Here is a 14,865-nt window from a genome sequence, read left to right on the forward strand (position 1 = left end):
ACCTTCCCCAACGGCCTAACCAGGACAGTAGGCAATACGGTGCAGGAGCCCGGAACGTTCACCACTCGCGATGTCCTTCATCACGACGGGCAGTTCCTCGAAGTCGCTCTCGCCGGTGATCAGGGCGTCGTACACGGGATCCGCGAGCAGCCGCAGGGCCAGCGCCATGCGGTCCGCGTAGCCGCGGCGGGTACGCCGGGTCGGGGAGACGGTGCCCACCTGGCTGCTGCGCACGACCAGCCGGCGCGAGTGGAACGCCTCGCCCAGCGGCAGGCTGACCCGCCGGTCGCCGTACCAGCTGAGCTCGACGACCGTGCCCTCCGGTTCGAGCAGTTCCAGGGAGCGGGTGAGCCCGGCCTCGGTGGCGCTGGCGTGGACGACCAGGTCGCAGCCCCCCTCGGCCTCCTCGGGCGACGCGAAGCCGATACCGAGGGCCGCTGCGACGGCGGCGCGGGAGGGGTCGACGTCGACGAGCTGCACACGCGCGCCGGGGACGCCGGCGAGGACCGCGGCGACGCTGCAGCCCACCATGCCGGCGCCCACGACGGCGATCCGGTCCCCGATCTGCGGACCCGCGTCCCAGACCGCGTTGACCGCGGTCTCCACGGTGCCGGCCAGCACCGCCCGCGCCGCGGGGACGTCGTCCGGTACGGGGGTCACGGCGGCCGCCGGGACGACGTAGCGGGTCTGGTGCGGATAGAGGCAGAAGACGGTGCGGCCGGGCAGCCCGGGCGGTCCCTGCTCGACGACGCCCACGTTCAGGTAGCCGTACTTGACCGGGCCGGGGAAGTCGCCGTCCTGGAAGGGCGCGCGCATCACCTGGTGCTGGCTCTCGGGCACCCCGCCACGGAAGACCAGGGTCTCGGTGCCGCGGCTCACGCCCGAGTAGAGGGTGCGCACCAGCACCTCCCCGGGGCCGGGTTCAGTGAGGGGGACATCCCTGACCTCGCCCTCACCGGGTTCGCGAAGCCAGAACGCGCGCGCCGAACGCTCCACCGATTTCCTCCGTACTCCATGTCGGGCAACGAGCACCCGCCAACCGGGTGGTGCCGGGCCCGTACCGTACGCGGCTGTGCCGCAAGGCCCACAAGCGGGGGACGTCTCATGACCGTGATGACCGTAGGATCCGAGCTCCGTGGGGGCACGGCCGGGCGCGAGCAGGCCGGGGCGGCCGCCGCCCAGCTGGCGCTGTTCGCCGCCCTGTGGGCCACTATGGGCCTGGACACCGTGGGCTGGCTGGCCGGGACCCTCTACGCGGCGGGCACCTGGACGCTGCTGGCCGCCGGTCTGCGCCGGGCGGGAAGCCGCTCGCTGGGCCCGGCCGACCACGTCACCCTGGCCCGCGCCGTGCTCGTGGGCGGTGTGACCGCGATGGTGGCGGGGGGCGTCGCGCACGGCGCGCCGCTGCTGACGGCGCTGACCACGGTGGCGCTGATACTCGACGCCGTGGACGGGAAGGTCGCGCGGCGGACGGGGACGGCGTCCGCCCTCGGCGCGCGCTTCGACATGGAGGTCGACGCCTTCCTGATCCTGGTGCTCAGTGCGCGGCTCGCCATGACGCTGGGCCCGTGGGTGCTGGTGATCGGGGCGATGCGCTACGCCTTCGTGGCGGCGGCGTGGGTGCTTCCGTGGCTCAACTCGGCCCTGCCGCCGAGCTTCGCGCGGAAGACCGTGGCGGCGCTGCAGGGCATCGTCCTGCTGCTGGCCTGCTCGGGGGTCGTGCCGGTGGTGGTCGCGGCGGCCCTGACGGTGTTCGCGCTGGCCTCGCTGGTGTGGTCGTTCGGCCGCGACGTGCTGTGGCTGTGGCGGCACAGGCCGGCCCGGCGGGCCGCGGCGGGCCTCGCGGAGGCCGGAAGGGCCGAGGAGGAGACCCGTGCGCTGGTCGCCTCGTCCTCGGGCGGTCAGCCGTCCTGACCCTGGCGCGGCAGGTAGCGCAGCAGCACCACGTCGCCGATCTGCCGGGTCTCCGCCAGCGTCATCCGCTGCCGGGGGCCCTGCGGGAAGACCGCGGGCTTGACCATGCGCGGGGCGTCGGCCTGGCCGACGAAGAACGGCGCGTACACCAGGTGCAGTTCGTCGACGACCCCGGCGCTGAGGAACATGGTGTGGACGACTCCCCCGCCCTCCACCATGAGCCGCCCGACGCCGCGTTCCGCGAGGTCGGCCAGGAGGGCCCGCACGTCCAGCGGATCGCCCACGCCGACCACGGAGCACACGTCACCCAGGCGTTCCCGGACGGATCCGCACGCTTCGGACGTCGTGTAGACGACCTTGTCGCACTCCCCGGTGGTGAAGAACCGCGCTCCGGGGTCGAGTTTCCCGCTCTCCGTGACCGTGACCTTCACCGGGTTCGGCGGCAGCCCGGCGCGGACGCGCCGTTCGCGGCGGTCGGGGCAGCACACCAGGAGCCGGGGGTCGTCGGACCGTATGGTGTTGGCCCCGACCAGGATGGCGTCCATCCCGGAGCGGACGTCGTCGATCCGGTCGAAGTCCTCCTCGTTGGAGAGCAGCAGCCGGGTCGTGCTCGTGTCGTCGAGGCATCCGTCCAGCGAGGATGCCACGGACAGCAGTACGTACGGGCGCGATCTCATGAGGACATCATTGCCTCACGAACACGCACGCGGATATGAAGCTTCCGTAAGTCGCGCGAAAGGGGCCTGATCGGTATAGGGTCCGCTGATCAACGTGCGCGCCTGGTCAGCCACCGTCCCATGACCTCGGTGACGGCCCGGGGCTGCTCGATGGAAGTGCGGTGGCCGCAGTCCTCGACGTCAAGGGCGGGGGCCGTAGTTGACGGGCGTGGCCCGCACCGGGTACGTCGCGCTGCCAGGCCCCGAGGCGGTAGCAGAACCCGGTGCCGGCGTAGCGGTGCCGCCCAGCGAGTGCCCGGCGACGGAGAAGAACTCGGGCGCGTGCGCGTATCGACCGACCGACGCCGACGAGCCAGATGCGTGGCGGCCCGGAGGGCAGCGGCCCCGGGCCGAACATCGGCGTCATGAGGGTGTGCGTGTAGCAGTCGCCCCGGAACCGCAGCCGCTCGCCGGTATGCTGGCCGTGCCAGATGGCGCGCAGCGCGCTCGCGAACTCCCTCATCCGGGCGGCGGGTTGCGACCAGGGCATGCTTTGACATCCTCGCCCCCGTGAACGGGGGGCGATTCCCGTCTACCGCGCCGTTGACGGCTGTGGTGTCGGGTGGGTTCCCGCTTCGCTGCGCGGTGCCGGGACGGGTCCCGGTCTTACCTGCGCTCCACGGGCTGACACGGCCAGTCCGGCCGCCTTGGCGATGTTGACCGCCGCGTTGATGTCCCGGTCCAGTACGGTCCCGCACGCCCCGCAGGTCCAGGTGCGGACGTGCAGGGGTTTGGGGCCGTCCTTCACGCCGCACTCCGAGCAGACCTGCGAGGTCGGCTCGAACCGGCCGATCCTCACGAAGGTGCGCCCGTACCGGGCAGCCTTGTACTCCAGCATGCTCACGAACGCCGACCATCCGGCGTCGTGCACGGACTTGGCCAGGCGCGTACGGGCAAGGCCCCTCACCGCCAGGTCCTCCACCGCGACCGCTTGGTTATCGCGGATCAGCCTCGTGGAGAGCTGGTGATGGAACTCGCGCCGGGCGTCCACGACGCGGGCGTGTGCCCGTGCAACGCGGATTCTGGCCTTGTCCCGGTTCTTCGAGCCCTTCTCCTTGCGGGACAGGACACGCTGCACCTTCTTCAGTCGCTTTTCCGCCCGACGCAGGAAGCGCGGAGAGTCGATCTTCCGGCCGTCGGACAGAACGGCGAAGTGCCCGAGCCCGAGATCGATGCCCACCCCGGGCGTCGTCTCCGGAAGTACCTCGGCAGGGCCGGTCTCCACCACGAAGGAGGCGAAGTACCGGCCCGCGCAGTCCTTGATGACGGTCACCGTGGACGGGGCAGAGGGCAGTATCCGCGACCACTTGACCATGAGGTCGCCGATCTTCGGCAGTCGCAGCTTCCCGCCCGCCGTGATCGACCAGCGGGCGTTCGCTGTGAACCGCACCGCCTGCCGCGTGTCCTTACGTGACTTGTACCGCGGCGCACCCATGCGGGGGCGCTTGCCCTTCAGGCTGTCGAAGAAGTTCCGGTACGCCGCATCCAGGTCCCTGAGGGACTGCTGGAGGACGACGGCGGAGACCTCGCCGAGCCAGGCCCGCTCCGGAGTGTTCTTTGCCTCGGTGATGAGCTGCTTGGACAAGTCGCCGATCTTCGGGAGCGGCAGCCCCTGCACGCGGGCGGTCTCCCGCGCCCGAAGTGCGTCGTTGTAGACCACCCGTGCGCACCCGAACGCCTTCGCCAACACCGTGCGCTGCCCAGCACTCGGGTACAGGCGGAAACTGTACCGAAGCTGCACGCCGATCACGATACACAGTTGGTTTATGGGTATCGATGAGAACATTCGCACAGGCCATCACCACGTATTCTGCATGCACTTCTCCGGATGCAGCTCCAGCCCCACCTCCGCCATCCGCTTCATGATCGCGGCCAGCACGAAACGGGCCTGCCGCTCGCTGACGCAGTGCACCACCGCGTCGTCCGCGTAGCGCTCGAACGCGACGGCCGGGAAGGTCCGGGCCATCCACGCATCGAACGCGTAGTGCAAGAAGAGGTTGGCGAGGACAGGCGAGACCGCAGTCCGGTGTCCTTCCAGATCAGACCCCACTTACGGCCACGCCCAGACCCGTAACTTCACAGCCTTGGACTAAGGCCAACAGTGCGTATCCCTGCCCACGGCCGAGGTCAAAGCGGTCTTGAGATTCGCTGCACCACCAGACTGAAGCCCGGTGCACTGCAAATGGACCCGGTAGCGGTGCGTGATGTGCGGCTTGACCTGCGAGCCGAGACCGACGGTCAGCCGCCCGCCCGACAGCCGCTGGACGTCGTACGCGGCCGTGGCCACCGTCATCGGGTTGCGCGCGAAGGCGATCGCGACGGCGCTGACCAGATCGGCCCGCCGGGTGGCGCCCGCGGCGAGGGCCAGCTGGAGGAAGGCGTCGTGCTTCATCTCGTTGACCAGCACGCCGTCGGCGCCGTGCGCCTCGGCCCGGGCGGCCGCGGCGGCGGCCTGCTCGATCCGGCCGGTGAAGGTGAAGTCCGCCTTCAGGGGCGGGGTGCTCACGCGCCGGCTCCCGCGGCCGGACCGGGCGCCTCGGTGAGCCGCGGCGGCGCGGCCTGCCGCCAGGAGTCCTCGACGATGTCCCGGAGTTCGTCCATGTCGTCCAGGGCGGCGAGCCGGACGCGGACCCAGTTCGAACCGGCCTCGTGCGGCGGGACCCAGAACTTCCCGGGCTCCGCCGCGATGAGCTCGCCCCGCTCGTGCATCGGGCACCGCACCGCGAACGACGTCTCGTCGTCGGGCAGCGTCAGATACATCTTCCCCGCGACCCGGAACGTGGGCATGTTCCAGGCCTCCTTCTCCACCGTCTCGGGCAGTGCGAGGGCGATGCGCCGGACGTCTTCGGAATCGGCCATGGGACCACCGTAGCCATCGCCACCGACAGCGACCGACACGGATCCCGCACGTCTTTGACACAGTTCGACCGGTCGTCTACGTTTTTAGGCGACCGGTCGATTACATGTGGGGGCGAGGGGGCGATCCTCCCTCGGAGAAGGACTGACCGACCGTTTTCGCAGGCACGTCGTGACGCCGATCCACCGGCTCACCGAAGGCCCTGCGTGTCCGAGGTTTCTCACACATCCTTCGAAGTCCGTTGGGGGGACGTCGATTCCGGCGGCCGTCCGGGCGGCAGGGGACATCCGGGCGCGGAGCGCGCGAACACCGGACGCCCCGACTTCCGCCCGGCCGCACAGCCGTCGTCCACGAGCACTGGTCAGCATCGCCCGGGCAGGGCCTCGCCCCTGCATGCCGGCGCCGGATCATCCACGCCGGCACCCGCGTTCCGCCCGTGACCGGGCGGCTGGCGACAACGGCCGCGCATCCGTGCGGCACTCACCGAACACAGCAACCGACGCAAGCGGCGGGCGCGGCACGTGCGCCCGCCCGAGCAGCCGGGTGCGCCCGCGGCGTGCCCGCTTCCGGGTGACCGCCGTCCGGAAGGCCGTCACCGGCCCTCCACGGACGCGTCCCGGCACTCACCACCAGAACAGGATGAGCACTTACATGTCAACAACCGGCAGGCGAACCGTCCTGGGCATGGCCGGCGTCACCGCCGCCGCCGTCGCCGTGGCCGGCACGGGCGTCCTCGGCTCCAGCGGCCTCTTCGAGGGGACGGCGGAGGCCGCAGGCACGCTGGACGGCGTCAACGAGCCGGCCTTCACCGAACTGGCACCCTTCCGGGACCCGCTGCGCGTCCCGCCGACGCTGCGCCCCCGGAGCAAGGGCATCACGGAGATCGACCTCGTCGACGCGCACGTGCGGCTGCACTCCCAGATGCCGCTCACCCGCCTGTGGACCTACGGGGGCCACTTCCCCGGCCCGACCATCGACGTGCGCAGCGGGCAGCAGGTCCGCATCGCCTGGAACAACAGGCTCAAGGGCACGACACCCGTCAGGGCCGTGTGGGTGCACCCCGAGGGCCCCGGGCCCGGCCTCCTGCCCTACAACCGCCCCGGATCCGAGGGTGGTTTCCCGCGGCTCGAGGTCGACGGGCTCACCGCTTGGAACACGGTCCACCTGCACGGCGGCGCCCAGAACGCCCTCAACGACGGCGCGCGGAGTACGGGGTCACCCCCGGGAACGCCCAGTTGGCCGAGTACGCCAACGACCAGGCGGCGACGCACCTCTTCTACCACGACCAGGCCATGTCGGTGACCTCGCTGAACGTGGCGGCCGGACTGGTCGGCAACTACGTGGTGCGCGACGCCGAGGAGGACCGGCTCGGCCTGCCCCACGGGAGGTACGAGATCCCCGTGGCGATCCAGGAGGTCAACTTCGACACCGACGCCCGCGGCCGGCTCACCGGGCAGATCCTGTCCAAGCGGGTCATCGGCGGCGACGTGATGCCGATGCCGGGGACCATGCCGCCGGCCCTCGCGGGCCTCGCCCCGTTCACCATGGTCAACGGCGTGGTGTGGCCCTACCTCGACGTGGAGGCCCGCGCGTACCGCTTCCGGCTGGTGAACGTCTCGGGCGTCCGCGTCTACCGGCTGGCCGTGGTCGACGAGGAGACCGGCAGGGCCGTACGGGGTGCCATGAAGCTGGTCGGCACCGACATGGGCCTGCTCGGCAAGCCGCAGACGATCGACGAGGCGCTGTCGCTCTCCCCCGCGGAACGCGCCGACGTCGTGATCGACTTCGCAGCCTTCCCCGGCAGGAAGCTCAAGCTCGTCAACACCATTGCGGGCCAGACCCCGGGAGCGGCCCTGCCCGACTTCATGATTCCGTTCCCCGAGGTCATGCAGTTCCGCGTCGAGAAGCGGCGGCATGCGGCCTACTCGCTTCCGACAACGTTGTCACGCTCGTTCCGGAAGGTCACCCTCTCCGACGTGCCCGATGACGCCGTCGAGCGTTTCGTCCTGCTGAGCTTCGACAAGTCCGGTGCCATGCCGCAGATCTGGGAGATGCAGGAGGTACCGGCGGACACGGAGTCCGGCACCGGGATCGTCACCGTCGACATGCCCGGCGGGACGAGGACCCTCCGCCGCGTGGGCACCGTCTTCGAGGACACCACCACCTTCTTCGCGGCGTCAGGCACCTGGGAGAAGTGGCACTTCATCAGCGCCGCCCCCGAAGGCGTGCCCATCTACCACCCGATGCACATCCACCTGATGAACTTCCAGGTCGTGGACCGGCGCGCGATCGACGCCTCCGGGCTGGACTTCGCCGCGGAGCGGACGAAGCGGCCCATCACCCTCGGCGCGCCGGTGCCCGTCGCGCCCGAGGAATCCGGCTGAAAGGACACCATCACGGTCAACGCGAACACCCTCGTCACGGTGGCCGGCCGGCTCGCGAGGCAGACCGGCAAGGTCATGTACCACTGCCACATACTCGACCACGAGGACGAGGGCATGATGCGGCCCTTCGTGATCATGCCGACGGCGGTGCACGAGATCCACAGCATGCTGATGGGGATGAACGACGGGATGGGCATGAGCCGCAAGAAGGGGACGCACAGCGGAATGAAGATGTAGCCCCGTAGGCCCCATGGCCCCGTGGCTCCCGATACCGTACGCCGGCCCCTCGATGGGGCGCGGGGCCGGCGTACCCACCGTCACCGACCCGCGGCCCGGTCCGTGACGGAGGGCCGCCCCCGTCACGCGGGGGCGGCCCCGGCCGCCCGTGAGCCGGTCTTGCGGGGACCTCGCTTCACGGACGGAGGCCTCAGCTGGATAGCGAGAGGAAACCCAGGTGTAGGCTGGCCGTCCCGCGGCGCGCGGTCGCGCGGCAGGGCGGACCGGCATCGTGCAGGAGGTGGGCCGTGGCATCCGGACGGCAGGTCTCGGGCCCCGAGGACGACGAGCCGGCCTGCTCCATCGAGCGGAGCCTGCAGATACTCGGCGAGCGCTGGTCCCTGCTGGTACTGCGCGAGGTCTTCGCCGGCCGGCACAGGTTCGCCGAGTTCCAGTCCGCCCTCGGGATCGCGCCCAACCTGCTCAGCGCGCGGCTCAAGCTCCTCGTCGAGGCCGGCGTGCTGCAGACCCGGACGTACCGGGAAGCGGGGAGCAGGCAGCGGCTGAGTTACCACCTGACGGAGGCCGGGCAGGATCTCGACCTCGTCATGGCCGCGCTCCAGCAGTGGGGCGACCGCCACCGGCCGCGCCCGTCCGGTCCCTCGGCGCTCCGGCGGACGCGCTCCGCGGGCCTGCCCGTCCACGTCGGTTTCCTCTCGGACGACGGCCAGGAGGTGCCCGGCGGCGACGTGTCCATGCTGCCGGCCCGGCCCGGCTCGGGGGCCTGACCGTCGGCGCACCTCGTCACCGGGCGGCGCGGGCCGCGACCTGACTACGCGACACCCTCGACGTCCGACGTGAAGCCGGGCGCCCCCTTCGAGCGCAGATCGGCCCGCGCGGGGCTGTCGTCGAGGAAGCCGCCCGACTGGTGCTGCCACAACTTCGCGTAGGCACCGTCCTCCGCGAGCAGTTCCTGGTGCGTGCCCTGCTCGACGATCCGCCCGCGGTCGAGGACGACGAGCCGGTCCATGGTGGCGACCGTGCTCAGGCGGTGCGCCACCACAAGCGCCGTCCGCCCCTCCATGAGCCGCCACAGCGCCTCTTGGACGAGGATCTCGCTCTCGGAGTCCAGGGCGCTGGTCGCCTCGTCGAGCAGCAGGATCGGCGCGTCGCGCAGGATCGCCCGGGCGAGCGCGACGCGCTGGCGCTGTCCCCCGGAGAGCTTGATCCCGCGCTCGCCGACCATGGTGTCGAAGCCGTCCGGCAGGGCGTCGGCGAACTCCGTGACGTGCGCCGCCTCGGCGGCGCGGCGGATCTCGCCGTCGGTGGCGTCCGGCCGGGCGAACGCGATGTTGTCCCGCAGCGTGCGGTGGAACATCGCCGGGTCCTGCGGCACATAGGAGATCAGGCTGCGCAGGTCGGCCTGGCGCAGCCTGCTGATGTCCTGCCCCCCGATCAGGATCCGGCCGGCCTCGATGTCCGTCATCCGCAGGAGCAGCCGGGTGAGCGTGGTCTTGCCCCCGCCGGAGCGGCCGACGAGACCGATCTTCGTCCCGCTGGACACGGACAGGTCGAGTCCCTCGAAGAGCGGTTCCGCGCCCGCGTGGGCGAACGTCACGCGTTCGAAGCGGACGTCGGCGGCCCGGGACCGCAGCGGCTCCGGCGACGCCGGGTCGAGCACGGTCGGCGGCTTCAGCAGCAGGCTGGTGAACTGCGCGGCCTCCGTCATCGAGCTCTCCATGCGCCGGTAGATCTGGTTGAACTCGAACATGATCCGCGTCGCGTTGGAGTAGTACGTGAAGGCGACCACGACCGCCTCCACGCCGTGGGTGCCCGCGCCGAGCGTGATCGCGAGCAGCAGGCCCAGCGCGTTGGTCAGCACGGACATCGGTGCGACCAGGGTGTCGATGCGCAGGTTGCCGTAATCCCAGGACCTGAGCGTGAGCCGGCGCGACTCCGCGACGCGGGACCGGTGCTCGGCGGCCTCGCGTTCCTCCGCGGCGAAGGCCCGGACGGTGTCCATGTTCATCAGGCTGTCGGCGACGTGGCCGGACACCCGGGCGATCGCCTCCTCGCGCTGCCGTACGAGGGCCTGGCGGCGGCGGATGAGGGGCGTCACGCACAGCGCCGTCAGCGCGATCATCACCAGAAGCCCGACGACGAGCAGGGGTTCGTAGCGCCAGAGCACCACCGACCCGAACAGCAGGGGCACGAAACTGCCCACCACGCTGAAGGTCAGCGTGTCGACGAACTCCTCGAAGCGGGAGGCGAAGCTCAGGACCCGCTTGGTGAGGGAACCGGCGAAATTGTCGTGGAAGAACGCCGCGTCCTTGGCGAACAGCTCGTCCATGCCCACCACGTACAGGTGCTCGATGCCGAGGGCGTCGAGGCGGTTCAGGCAGTGCAGGCCGATGCGCCAGAGCGTCTCCGCGAGCAGCAGGACGCCGGCGAAGGCGAGGACGTAGGGGAGCGCCGAGCCGATGCCGGTACCGGCGTCGCCGGCGATGCGGCCGACGAGCTTCGCGACGACCAGCGGCGCGACGTAGTTGATGCCGATGTTGCCCAGTGCCGGCGTCAGCATCGCCGGCACGGTCAGCCACCGGAGCCGGGCCAACTCCCCTCCGTAGTAGCGAAGCGCCAGGAGCACGGAGCCCCTGTCCGCCGTAACCTGACGCGATTCAGGCGATCCCATCTCCACCCTGCGTTGTCGTGCGGCAGCCTGCCGCGTGCCAGTCCGGAGGTGCCGTTGCCGCCATGGAATGCGGAGCTTCGGTGCGGGTGAGTGCCCTCGCCGGGGTCGTCCTGCGGCGGAGGGGCACGACCGCGGCGCCCCGCACGGCTCGCGGTGACGCCGATGTGCGACTGCCGGCAGACCGGAACTGGCAGTGTCCCGCGGCGGGGCGCGCGGAGTCCAAGTGTTTTCACGTCCGGCGGTACGTCGCACGGGTCGGCCGCCGCAGGGCCCGGTCGCCTGTCATCTCGCCGGCACATGTCGCAAAACACGTCCAGCGGGTCTGTCACGAATGACAAACCCGCTGGTCAGCACCGTCGGGACGACAGGATTTGAACCTGCGACCCCTTGACCCCCAGTCAAGTGCGCTACCAAGCTGCGCCACGTCCCGGTGCCGGATCGTCCGGGGCTTCCCGCCCGGCCGACCGCGCACGAGAACAATACCGCACGTCGTCGGGTGCTCGCTCGCACGTTTCCCCCGCGACACCCCGCCCGGCCGCGTCCCCGTACCCGGGACGAGATGAGTAGCCCTACTCATGTGGCGCGGGCCACAGCGGCCGATGCTACGGGCATGGCGAATCCGATCCAGCAGCAGACGACGGCGGCCTTCTCCGCGCAGGCCGCGATCTCGTTCGCCGTCGCCCTCGGGGCGATGGTCGTGGGCATCGCCTGCCTTCCGGTCGGCCCATGGGTGAGGGCCTTCCTGGCGGTGGGGCTGCTCTACGTGGTGACCTCGGCGTTCACGCTCGCCAAGGTCGTCCGCGACCGGCAGGAGGCGGGCCAGGTGTCCAGCAGGGTGGACCAGGCACGGCTGGACAAGCTGCTGGCCGAGCACGACCCGTTCAAGGTCGACGGGGTGTAGCCGACTCGTCGCCCAGCAGATACCGCGCGCCGGGGCCGTTGCCGGCCGCGGTGTCGTCGGGGTTGTAGAGGGCGCACTTGCGCAGGGAGAGACAACCGCAGCCGATGCAGCCGGTGAGTTTGCTCTTCAGCCGTTCCAGCTCGGCGATCTGCTCGTCGATGCGGCGGGTCCAGGTGCGGGCCACGGCGTTCCACTCGGAGGCGTTGGGGGCGCGGTCCTCGGGGAGCCGGGCGAGGGCCGCGCCGGCCTCCTCCAGGGACAGCCCGACGCGCTGGGCGGCCCGGATGAAGGCGACGCGGCGCAGCGCGGCGCGGGCGAAACGGCGCTGTCCGCCGGCGGTGCGCTCGGAGCGGAGGAGGCCGAGCTCCTCGTAGTAGCGCAGGGCCGAGGTGGCCAGGCCGCTGCGGGCGGCCAGCTCGCCGATGGCCAGGCGGTCGCGGCGCGGCTCGGAGTGGCTCATGGGACCGAGGGTACCGCTTGACTTCAAGCCGACTTGAAGTTGCACGATCGCGTCATGACTTCGACCGGCGCGGACACCGCGTACGACTACGACGATCTCCGGCGGCTGATGTCGCTGATGACGGGCGACGAGAAGCACGGCCCGGCCGCCACCTCCACCCTCGACGTGCTCTGGGTGCTCTACGACCGCGTGCTGCGGGTGACCCCGGGGACGGCCGACGCCGCCGACCGGGACCGCTTCCTGCTGTCCAAGGGCCACGGCCCGATGGCGTACTACGCGGTGCTCACCGCCAAGGGCTTCATCCCGGAGGAGTGGCTGCCGGCCTTCGGCTCCTTCGACTCGCCGCTCGGCCACCACCCGGACCGCGTGCTCGTGCCGGGCGCCGAGATCGGCTCCGGCTCGCTGGGCCACGGACTGCCGCTCGCCGTGGGCAGCGCCATGGGGCTGCGGGCGCAGGGCCTGACCGATTCCAGGGTCTGGGTGCTGGTCGGCGACGCCGAACTGGACGAGGGCAGCAACCACGAGGCCCTCGCCTACGCCGGTGCCACCGGCCTGGAGGGCCTGCACGTCGTCGCGGTCGACAACTCCTCCGCCACGTACGGCCGCCCCGGCGGTCTCACCGCGCTCTTCGCCGGCGAGGGATGGTCCGTGGCGACGGTCGACGGCCGTGACCACCAGGCGCTGTACGAGGCGTTCACCGCGCCGCACCCCGGACGGCCGCACGCCGTCGTCGCCCGCGTCGAGTCCAAGCGCTGACCGCCGCCCCGAGCCGAGGAGACCTTCCCGTGGACACCATGCGTGAACGCTTCACCGCCGTCGCCAGACGCCTGCTGGACGACGACCCCCGGCTGGCCGTCGTGCTGGCGGTCATCTCCGGGGACCGCTTCACGGACGCCGCCCGCGATCACCCCGACCGGGTGATCGACGTAGGCATCCGCGAGCAGCTGCTGGTCAGCGTCGCCGGCGGGCTGGCGCTGACCGGGCTGCGGCCGATCGTCCACACCTTCGGCAGCTTCCTGGTGGAACGCCCCTTCGAGCAGGTCAAGCTGGACCTGGGGCACCAGGGCGTCGGCGCGGTGCTGGTCAGCGCGGGCGCCTCGTACGACATCGCCGCGGGCGGCCGCACCCACCAGGCCCCCGGCGACGTCGCCCTGCTGGACACCCTCGACGGCTGGACCGTGCACGTGCCCGGCCACCCCGACGAGGCCGAGGCGCTGCTCCGGCACGCGGCGGCCGACGGCGACAACCGCGTGTACGTACGGCTCAGCGAGCAGTCGAACGGCACCGCCCGGCCGGTCTCGCCCGGACGGTTCCAGGTGCTGCGCGAGGGCCGCGCGGGTGTCGTCGTCGCCGTGGGCCCGCTGCTCGACGCCACGCTGGAGGCGGTCGAGGGCATGGATGTGACCGTGCTGTACGCCTCCACGGTGCGTCCCTTCGACACGGCCGGGCTCCGGGCGGCCGTGGCGGGGGCGGACGCGGCGGACGTGGTGCTGGTCGAGCCGTATCTGGCGGGCACGTCGGCGTCCTTCGCCGACGAGGCCCTCCAGGACTTGCCCCACCGCGTCCTCGCGCTGGGCACCGCCCGTGCGGAGCTGCGCCGCTACGGCACCTGGCAGGAGCACGTCGCCGCGCACGGCCTGGACGCGGCGGGACTGCGGGAGCGGATCGGGAGCTTCCTGGACGCCGCGGGCCGTCAGCTCCAGGGGAGTTCGGAGCGGCGCCGCCAGTAGGCCGGGGCCGGTTCTGCGAGGGAGGCGAGCCGGGCCAGGTGGCCCGCGTCGAGCCCGACGGAGGCGGCCCGGACGTTGGCGGTGACCTGCCCGGTCGTGGCGGCGCCGGAGAGCACGATGCCGGCCCACGGGCGGCGCAGGACGGCGGCGAGGGCGACCGCGTCGGGCGTGGCGCCGGTCTCCGCGGCGACCTCGGCGAGCACGGAGTCCGGATCGGCCGTCGCCAGGCGGCCGTTGGCCATGGCCTCCTTGACGATCACGGTCAGTCCCGCCTGGCGGGCCTCGGCCAGGGCGGAGCCGGCGGAGGGCTCCAGCAGGTTGTACGTGGCCTGCACGACGGAGAACAGGCGCTGCCCGTCCACCGTCACCCGCAGCGCCGCGCGGATCGCCTCGGCCTGCAGGGGGCCGCTGGTGGACAGGCCCACGGCCACTCCGCCGGCCGCCAGCCGGCCGAGGCGTTCGTGGAGGGCCCGGTCGGTCAGGGCCGGGCTGTCCGGGGTGACGGAGTGGATCTGGTAGACGTCCAGCCGCTCGCCGAGCAGGGCGCGGGTCTCGGCGATCTGCCGGTCGTAGGTGGCGGTGCTGTGGTCCTTGACCTCGTGCACCTCGGCGTCGACCCGCCAGTCGGCGGTGTAGGTGTAGCCCCACTTGCTGCCGATCACGACGTCGGTGGCCTCGGGGTGGTCGTCCAGCCAGCCGGCGAGGAAGTCCTCGGCGCGGCCGTAGGAGCGGGCCGCGTCGAAGTAGCGGATGCCGAGCGCGTACGCGGTGTCGAGGACCTCGTGGGCACGGGCCCGCATCGCGTCGACGGTGCGGTCGGCCGGCAGGTCGGCGGCGCGGCCGAGGTCGATGTAGCCGGGGCGGCCGACGGCGGCGAGGCCGAGCCCGAGCCGCGGCAGGGGAGCGGTGACGAGGCGTTCGAAAGGCACGGACGCCACCGTACTCCCGGCGCAGTACGGCGATCCGGTGCCTGAGGCGGACGTCGCGGGTGATCA

16 protein-coding genes, 1 tRNA gene and 1 pseudogene are annotated in these 14,865 nt (G+C 71.8%); 7 read left to right on the forward strand and 11 right to left on the reverse strand.

What is annotated here, in order from left to right; translation table 11 throughout:
- Positions 1–15: 15 nt before the first annotated feature.
- The gene (locus ACWDAS_RS12645) at positions 16–996 is read right to left on the reverse strand and encodes a zinc-dependent alcohol dehydrogenase (protein ID WP_450389082.1); all 981 of its coding nucleotides are present in this window, start codon (positions 994–996) and stop codon (positions 16–18) included.
- 108 nt (positions 997–1,104) lie between these two features.
- Between ACWDAS_RS12645 and ACWDAS_RS12650 the strand changes: the two genes are divergently transcribed.
- Positions 1,105–1,914, forward strand: a complete 810-nt coding sequence (locus tag ACWDAS_RS12650; RefSeq protein WP_450389084.1) for a CDP-alcohol phosphatidyltransferase family protein — start codon at positions 1,105–1,107, stop codon at positions 1,912–1,914.
- Here ACWDAS_RS12650 and ACWDAS_RS12655 read toward each other — a convergent pair.
- The 6 genes from ACWDAS_RS12655 to ACWDAS_RS12680 form a co-directional block, all read right to left on the reverse strand.
- Positions 1,902–2,591 carry a RibD family protein gene (locus tag ACWDAS_RS12655; protein WP_450389085.1) on the reverse strand — a complete coding sequence of 230 codons (690 nt, stop codon included), beginning with the start codon at positions 2,589–2,591 and terminating at the stop codon, positions 1,902–1,904. The genes ACWDAS_RS12650 and ACWDAS_RS12655 overlap by 13 nt on opposite strands.
- Positions 2,592–2,697: 106 nt before the next feature.
- A complete protein-coding gene (locus ACWDAS_RS12660; RefSeq protein ID WP_450389086.1) occupies positions 2,698–3,120 on the reverse strand; it encodes a hypothetical protein in 423 nt (140 codons plus the stop codon).
- A 42-nt stretch (positions 3,121–3,162) separates the two neighbouring features.
- Positions 3,163–4,371, reverse strand: coding sequence for an RNA-guided endonuclease InsQ/TnpB family protein (locus ACWDAS_RS12665; RefSeq protein ID WP_450389088.1), 1,209 nt, complete (start codon positions 4,369–4,371; stop codon positions 3,163–3,165).
- A gap of 57 nt (positions 4,372–4,428) precedes the next feature.
- Positions 4,429–4,680, reverse strand: coding sequence for a reverse transcriptase domain-containing protein (locus ACWDAS_RS12670; protein WP_450389089.1), 252 nt, complete (start codon positions 4,678–4,680; stop codon positions 4,429–4,431).
- A 39-nt stretch (positions 4,681–4,719) separates the two neighbouring features.
- Positions 4,720–5,136: an LLM class flavin-dependent oxidoreductase gene (locus ACWDAS_RS12675; protein ID WP_450389091.1), complete on the reverse strand. Its 417-nt coding sequence runs from the start codon at positions 5,134–5,136 to the stop codon at positions 4,720–4,722.
- On the reverse strand, positions 5,133–5,489 hold the full coding sequence (locus ACWDAS_RS12680) for an MmcQ/YjbR family DNA-binding protein (RefSeq protein WP_450389093.1): 357 nt from the start codon (positions 5,487–5,489) through the stop codon (positions 5,133–5,135). The genes ACWDAS_RS12675 and ACWDAS_RS12680 overlap by 4 nt, the downstream gene beginning before the upstream one ends.
- Positions 5,490–6,126: 637 nt before the next feature.
- Here ACWDAS_RS12680 and ACWDAS_RS12685 point away from each other — a divergent pair.
- The 3 genes and pseudogenes from ACWDAS_RS12685 (at position 6,127) to ACWDAS_RS12695 (ending at position 8,875) form a co-directional block, all read left to right on the forward strand.
- On the forward strand, positions 6,127–6,789 hold the full coding sequence (locus ACWDAS_RS12685) for a multicopper oxidase domain-containing protein (protein WP_450389095.1): 663 nt from the start codon (positions 6,127–6,129) through the stop codon (positions 6,787–6,789).
- Between the two features lie 242 nt (positions 6,790–7,031).
- Positions 7,032–8,108: pseudogene (locus ACWDAS_RS12690) on the forward strand (multicopper oxidase domain-containing protein).
- 287 nt (positions 8,109–8,395) lie between these two features.
- Positions 8,396–8,875, forward strand: coding sequence for a winged helix-turn-helix transcriptional regulator (locus ACWDAS_RS12695; RefSeq protein ID WP_450389097.1), 480 nt, complete (start codon positions 8,396–8,398; stop codon positions 8,873–8,875).
- 44 nt (positions 8,876–8,919) lie between these two features.
- Here the strand turns inward: ACWDAS_RS12695 and ACWDAS_RS12700 are convergent, their stop codons facing one another.
- Positions 8,920–10,779 carry an ABC transporter ATP-binding protein gene (locus ACWDAS_RS12700; RefSeq protein WP_450389099.1) on the reverse strand — a complete coding sequence of 620 codons (1,860 nt, stop codon included), beginning with the start codon at positions 10,777–10,779 and terminating at the stop codon, positions 8,920–8,922.
- A gap of 356 nt (positions 10,780–11,135) precedes the next feature.
- Positions 11,136–11,209, reverse strand: a tRNA-Pro gene (locus tag ACWDAS_RS12705).
- 180 nt (positions 11,210–11,389) lie between these two features.
- On the opposite strand from ACWDAS_RS12705, the gene ACWDAS_RS12710 reads away from it, so the two are divergent.
- On the forward strand, positions 11,390–11,680 hold the full coding sequence (locus ACWDAS_RS12710; RefSeq protein WP_450389101.1) for a YiaA/YiaB family inner membrane protein: 291 nt from the start codon (positions 11,390–11,392) through the stop codon (positions 11,678–11,680).
- On the opposite strand, the gene soxR is transcribed toward ACWDAS_RS12710, so the two are convergent.
- The gene (soxR, locus tag ACWDAS_RS12715; protein WP_450389103.1) at positions 11,661–12,140 is read right to left on the reverse strand and encodes a redox-sensitive transcriptional activator SoxR; all 480 of its coding nucleotides are present in this window, start codon (positions 12,138–12,140) and stop codon (positions 11,661–11,663) included. The two genes, ACWDAS_RS12710 and soxR, sit on opposite strands and share 20 nt — an antisense overlap.
- A gap of 54 nt (positions 12,141–12,194) precedes the next feature.
- Here soxR and ACWDAS_RS12720 point away from each other — a divergent pair, with 54 nt between their 5' ends.
- Both ACWDAS_RS12720 and ACWDAS_RS12725 read left to right on the forward strand, forming a co-directional pair.
- On the forward strand, positions 12,195–12,896 hold the full coding sequence (locus ACWDAS_RS12720; RefSeq protein ID WP_450389105.1) for a transketolase: 702 nt from the start codon (positions 12,195–12,197) through the stop codon (positions 12,894–12,896).
- 29 nt (positions 12,897–12,925) lie between these two features.
- On the forward strand, positions 12,926–13,870 hold the full coding sequence (locus ACWDAS_RS12725) for a transketolase family protein (RefSeq protein ID WP_450389107.1): 945 nt from the start codon (positions 12,926–12,928) through the stop codon (positions 13,868–13,870).
- Here ACWDAS_RS12725 and ACWDAS_RS12730 read toward each other — a convergent pair.
- Entirely contained in the window at positions 13,834–14,799 is a 966-nt protein-coding gene (locus ACWDAS_RS12730; RefSeq protein ID WP_450389108.1) for an aldo/keto reductase, read from the reverse strand. The two genes, ACWDAS_RS12725 and ACWDAS_RS12730, sit on opposite strands and share 37 nt — an antisense overlap.
- Positions 14,800–14,865: the final 66 nt, after the last annotated feature.

It is taken from the genome of Streptomyces sp. NPDC001070, assembly GCF_053598835.1.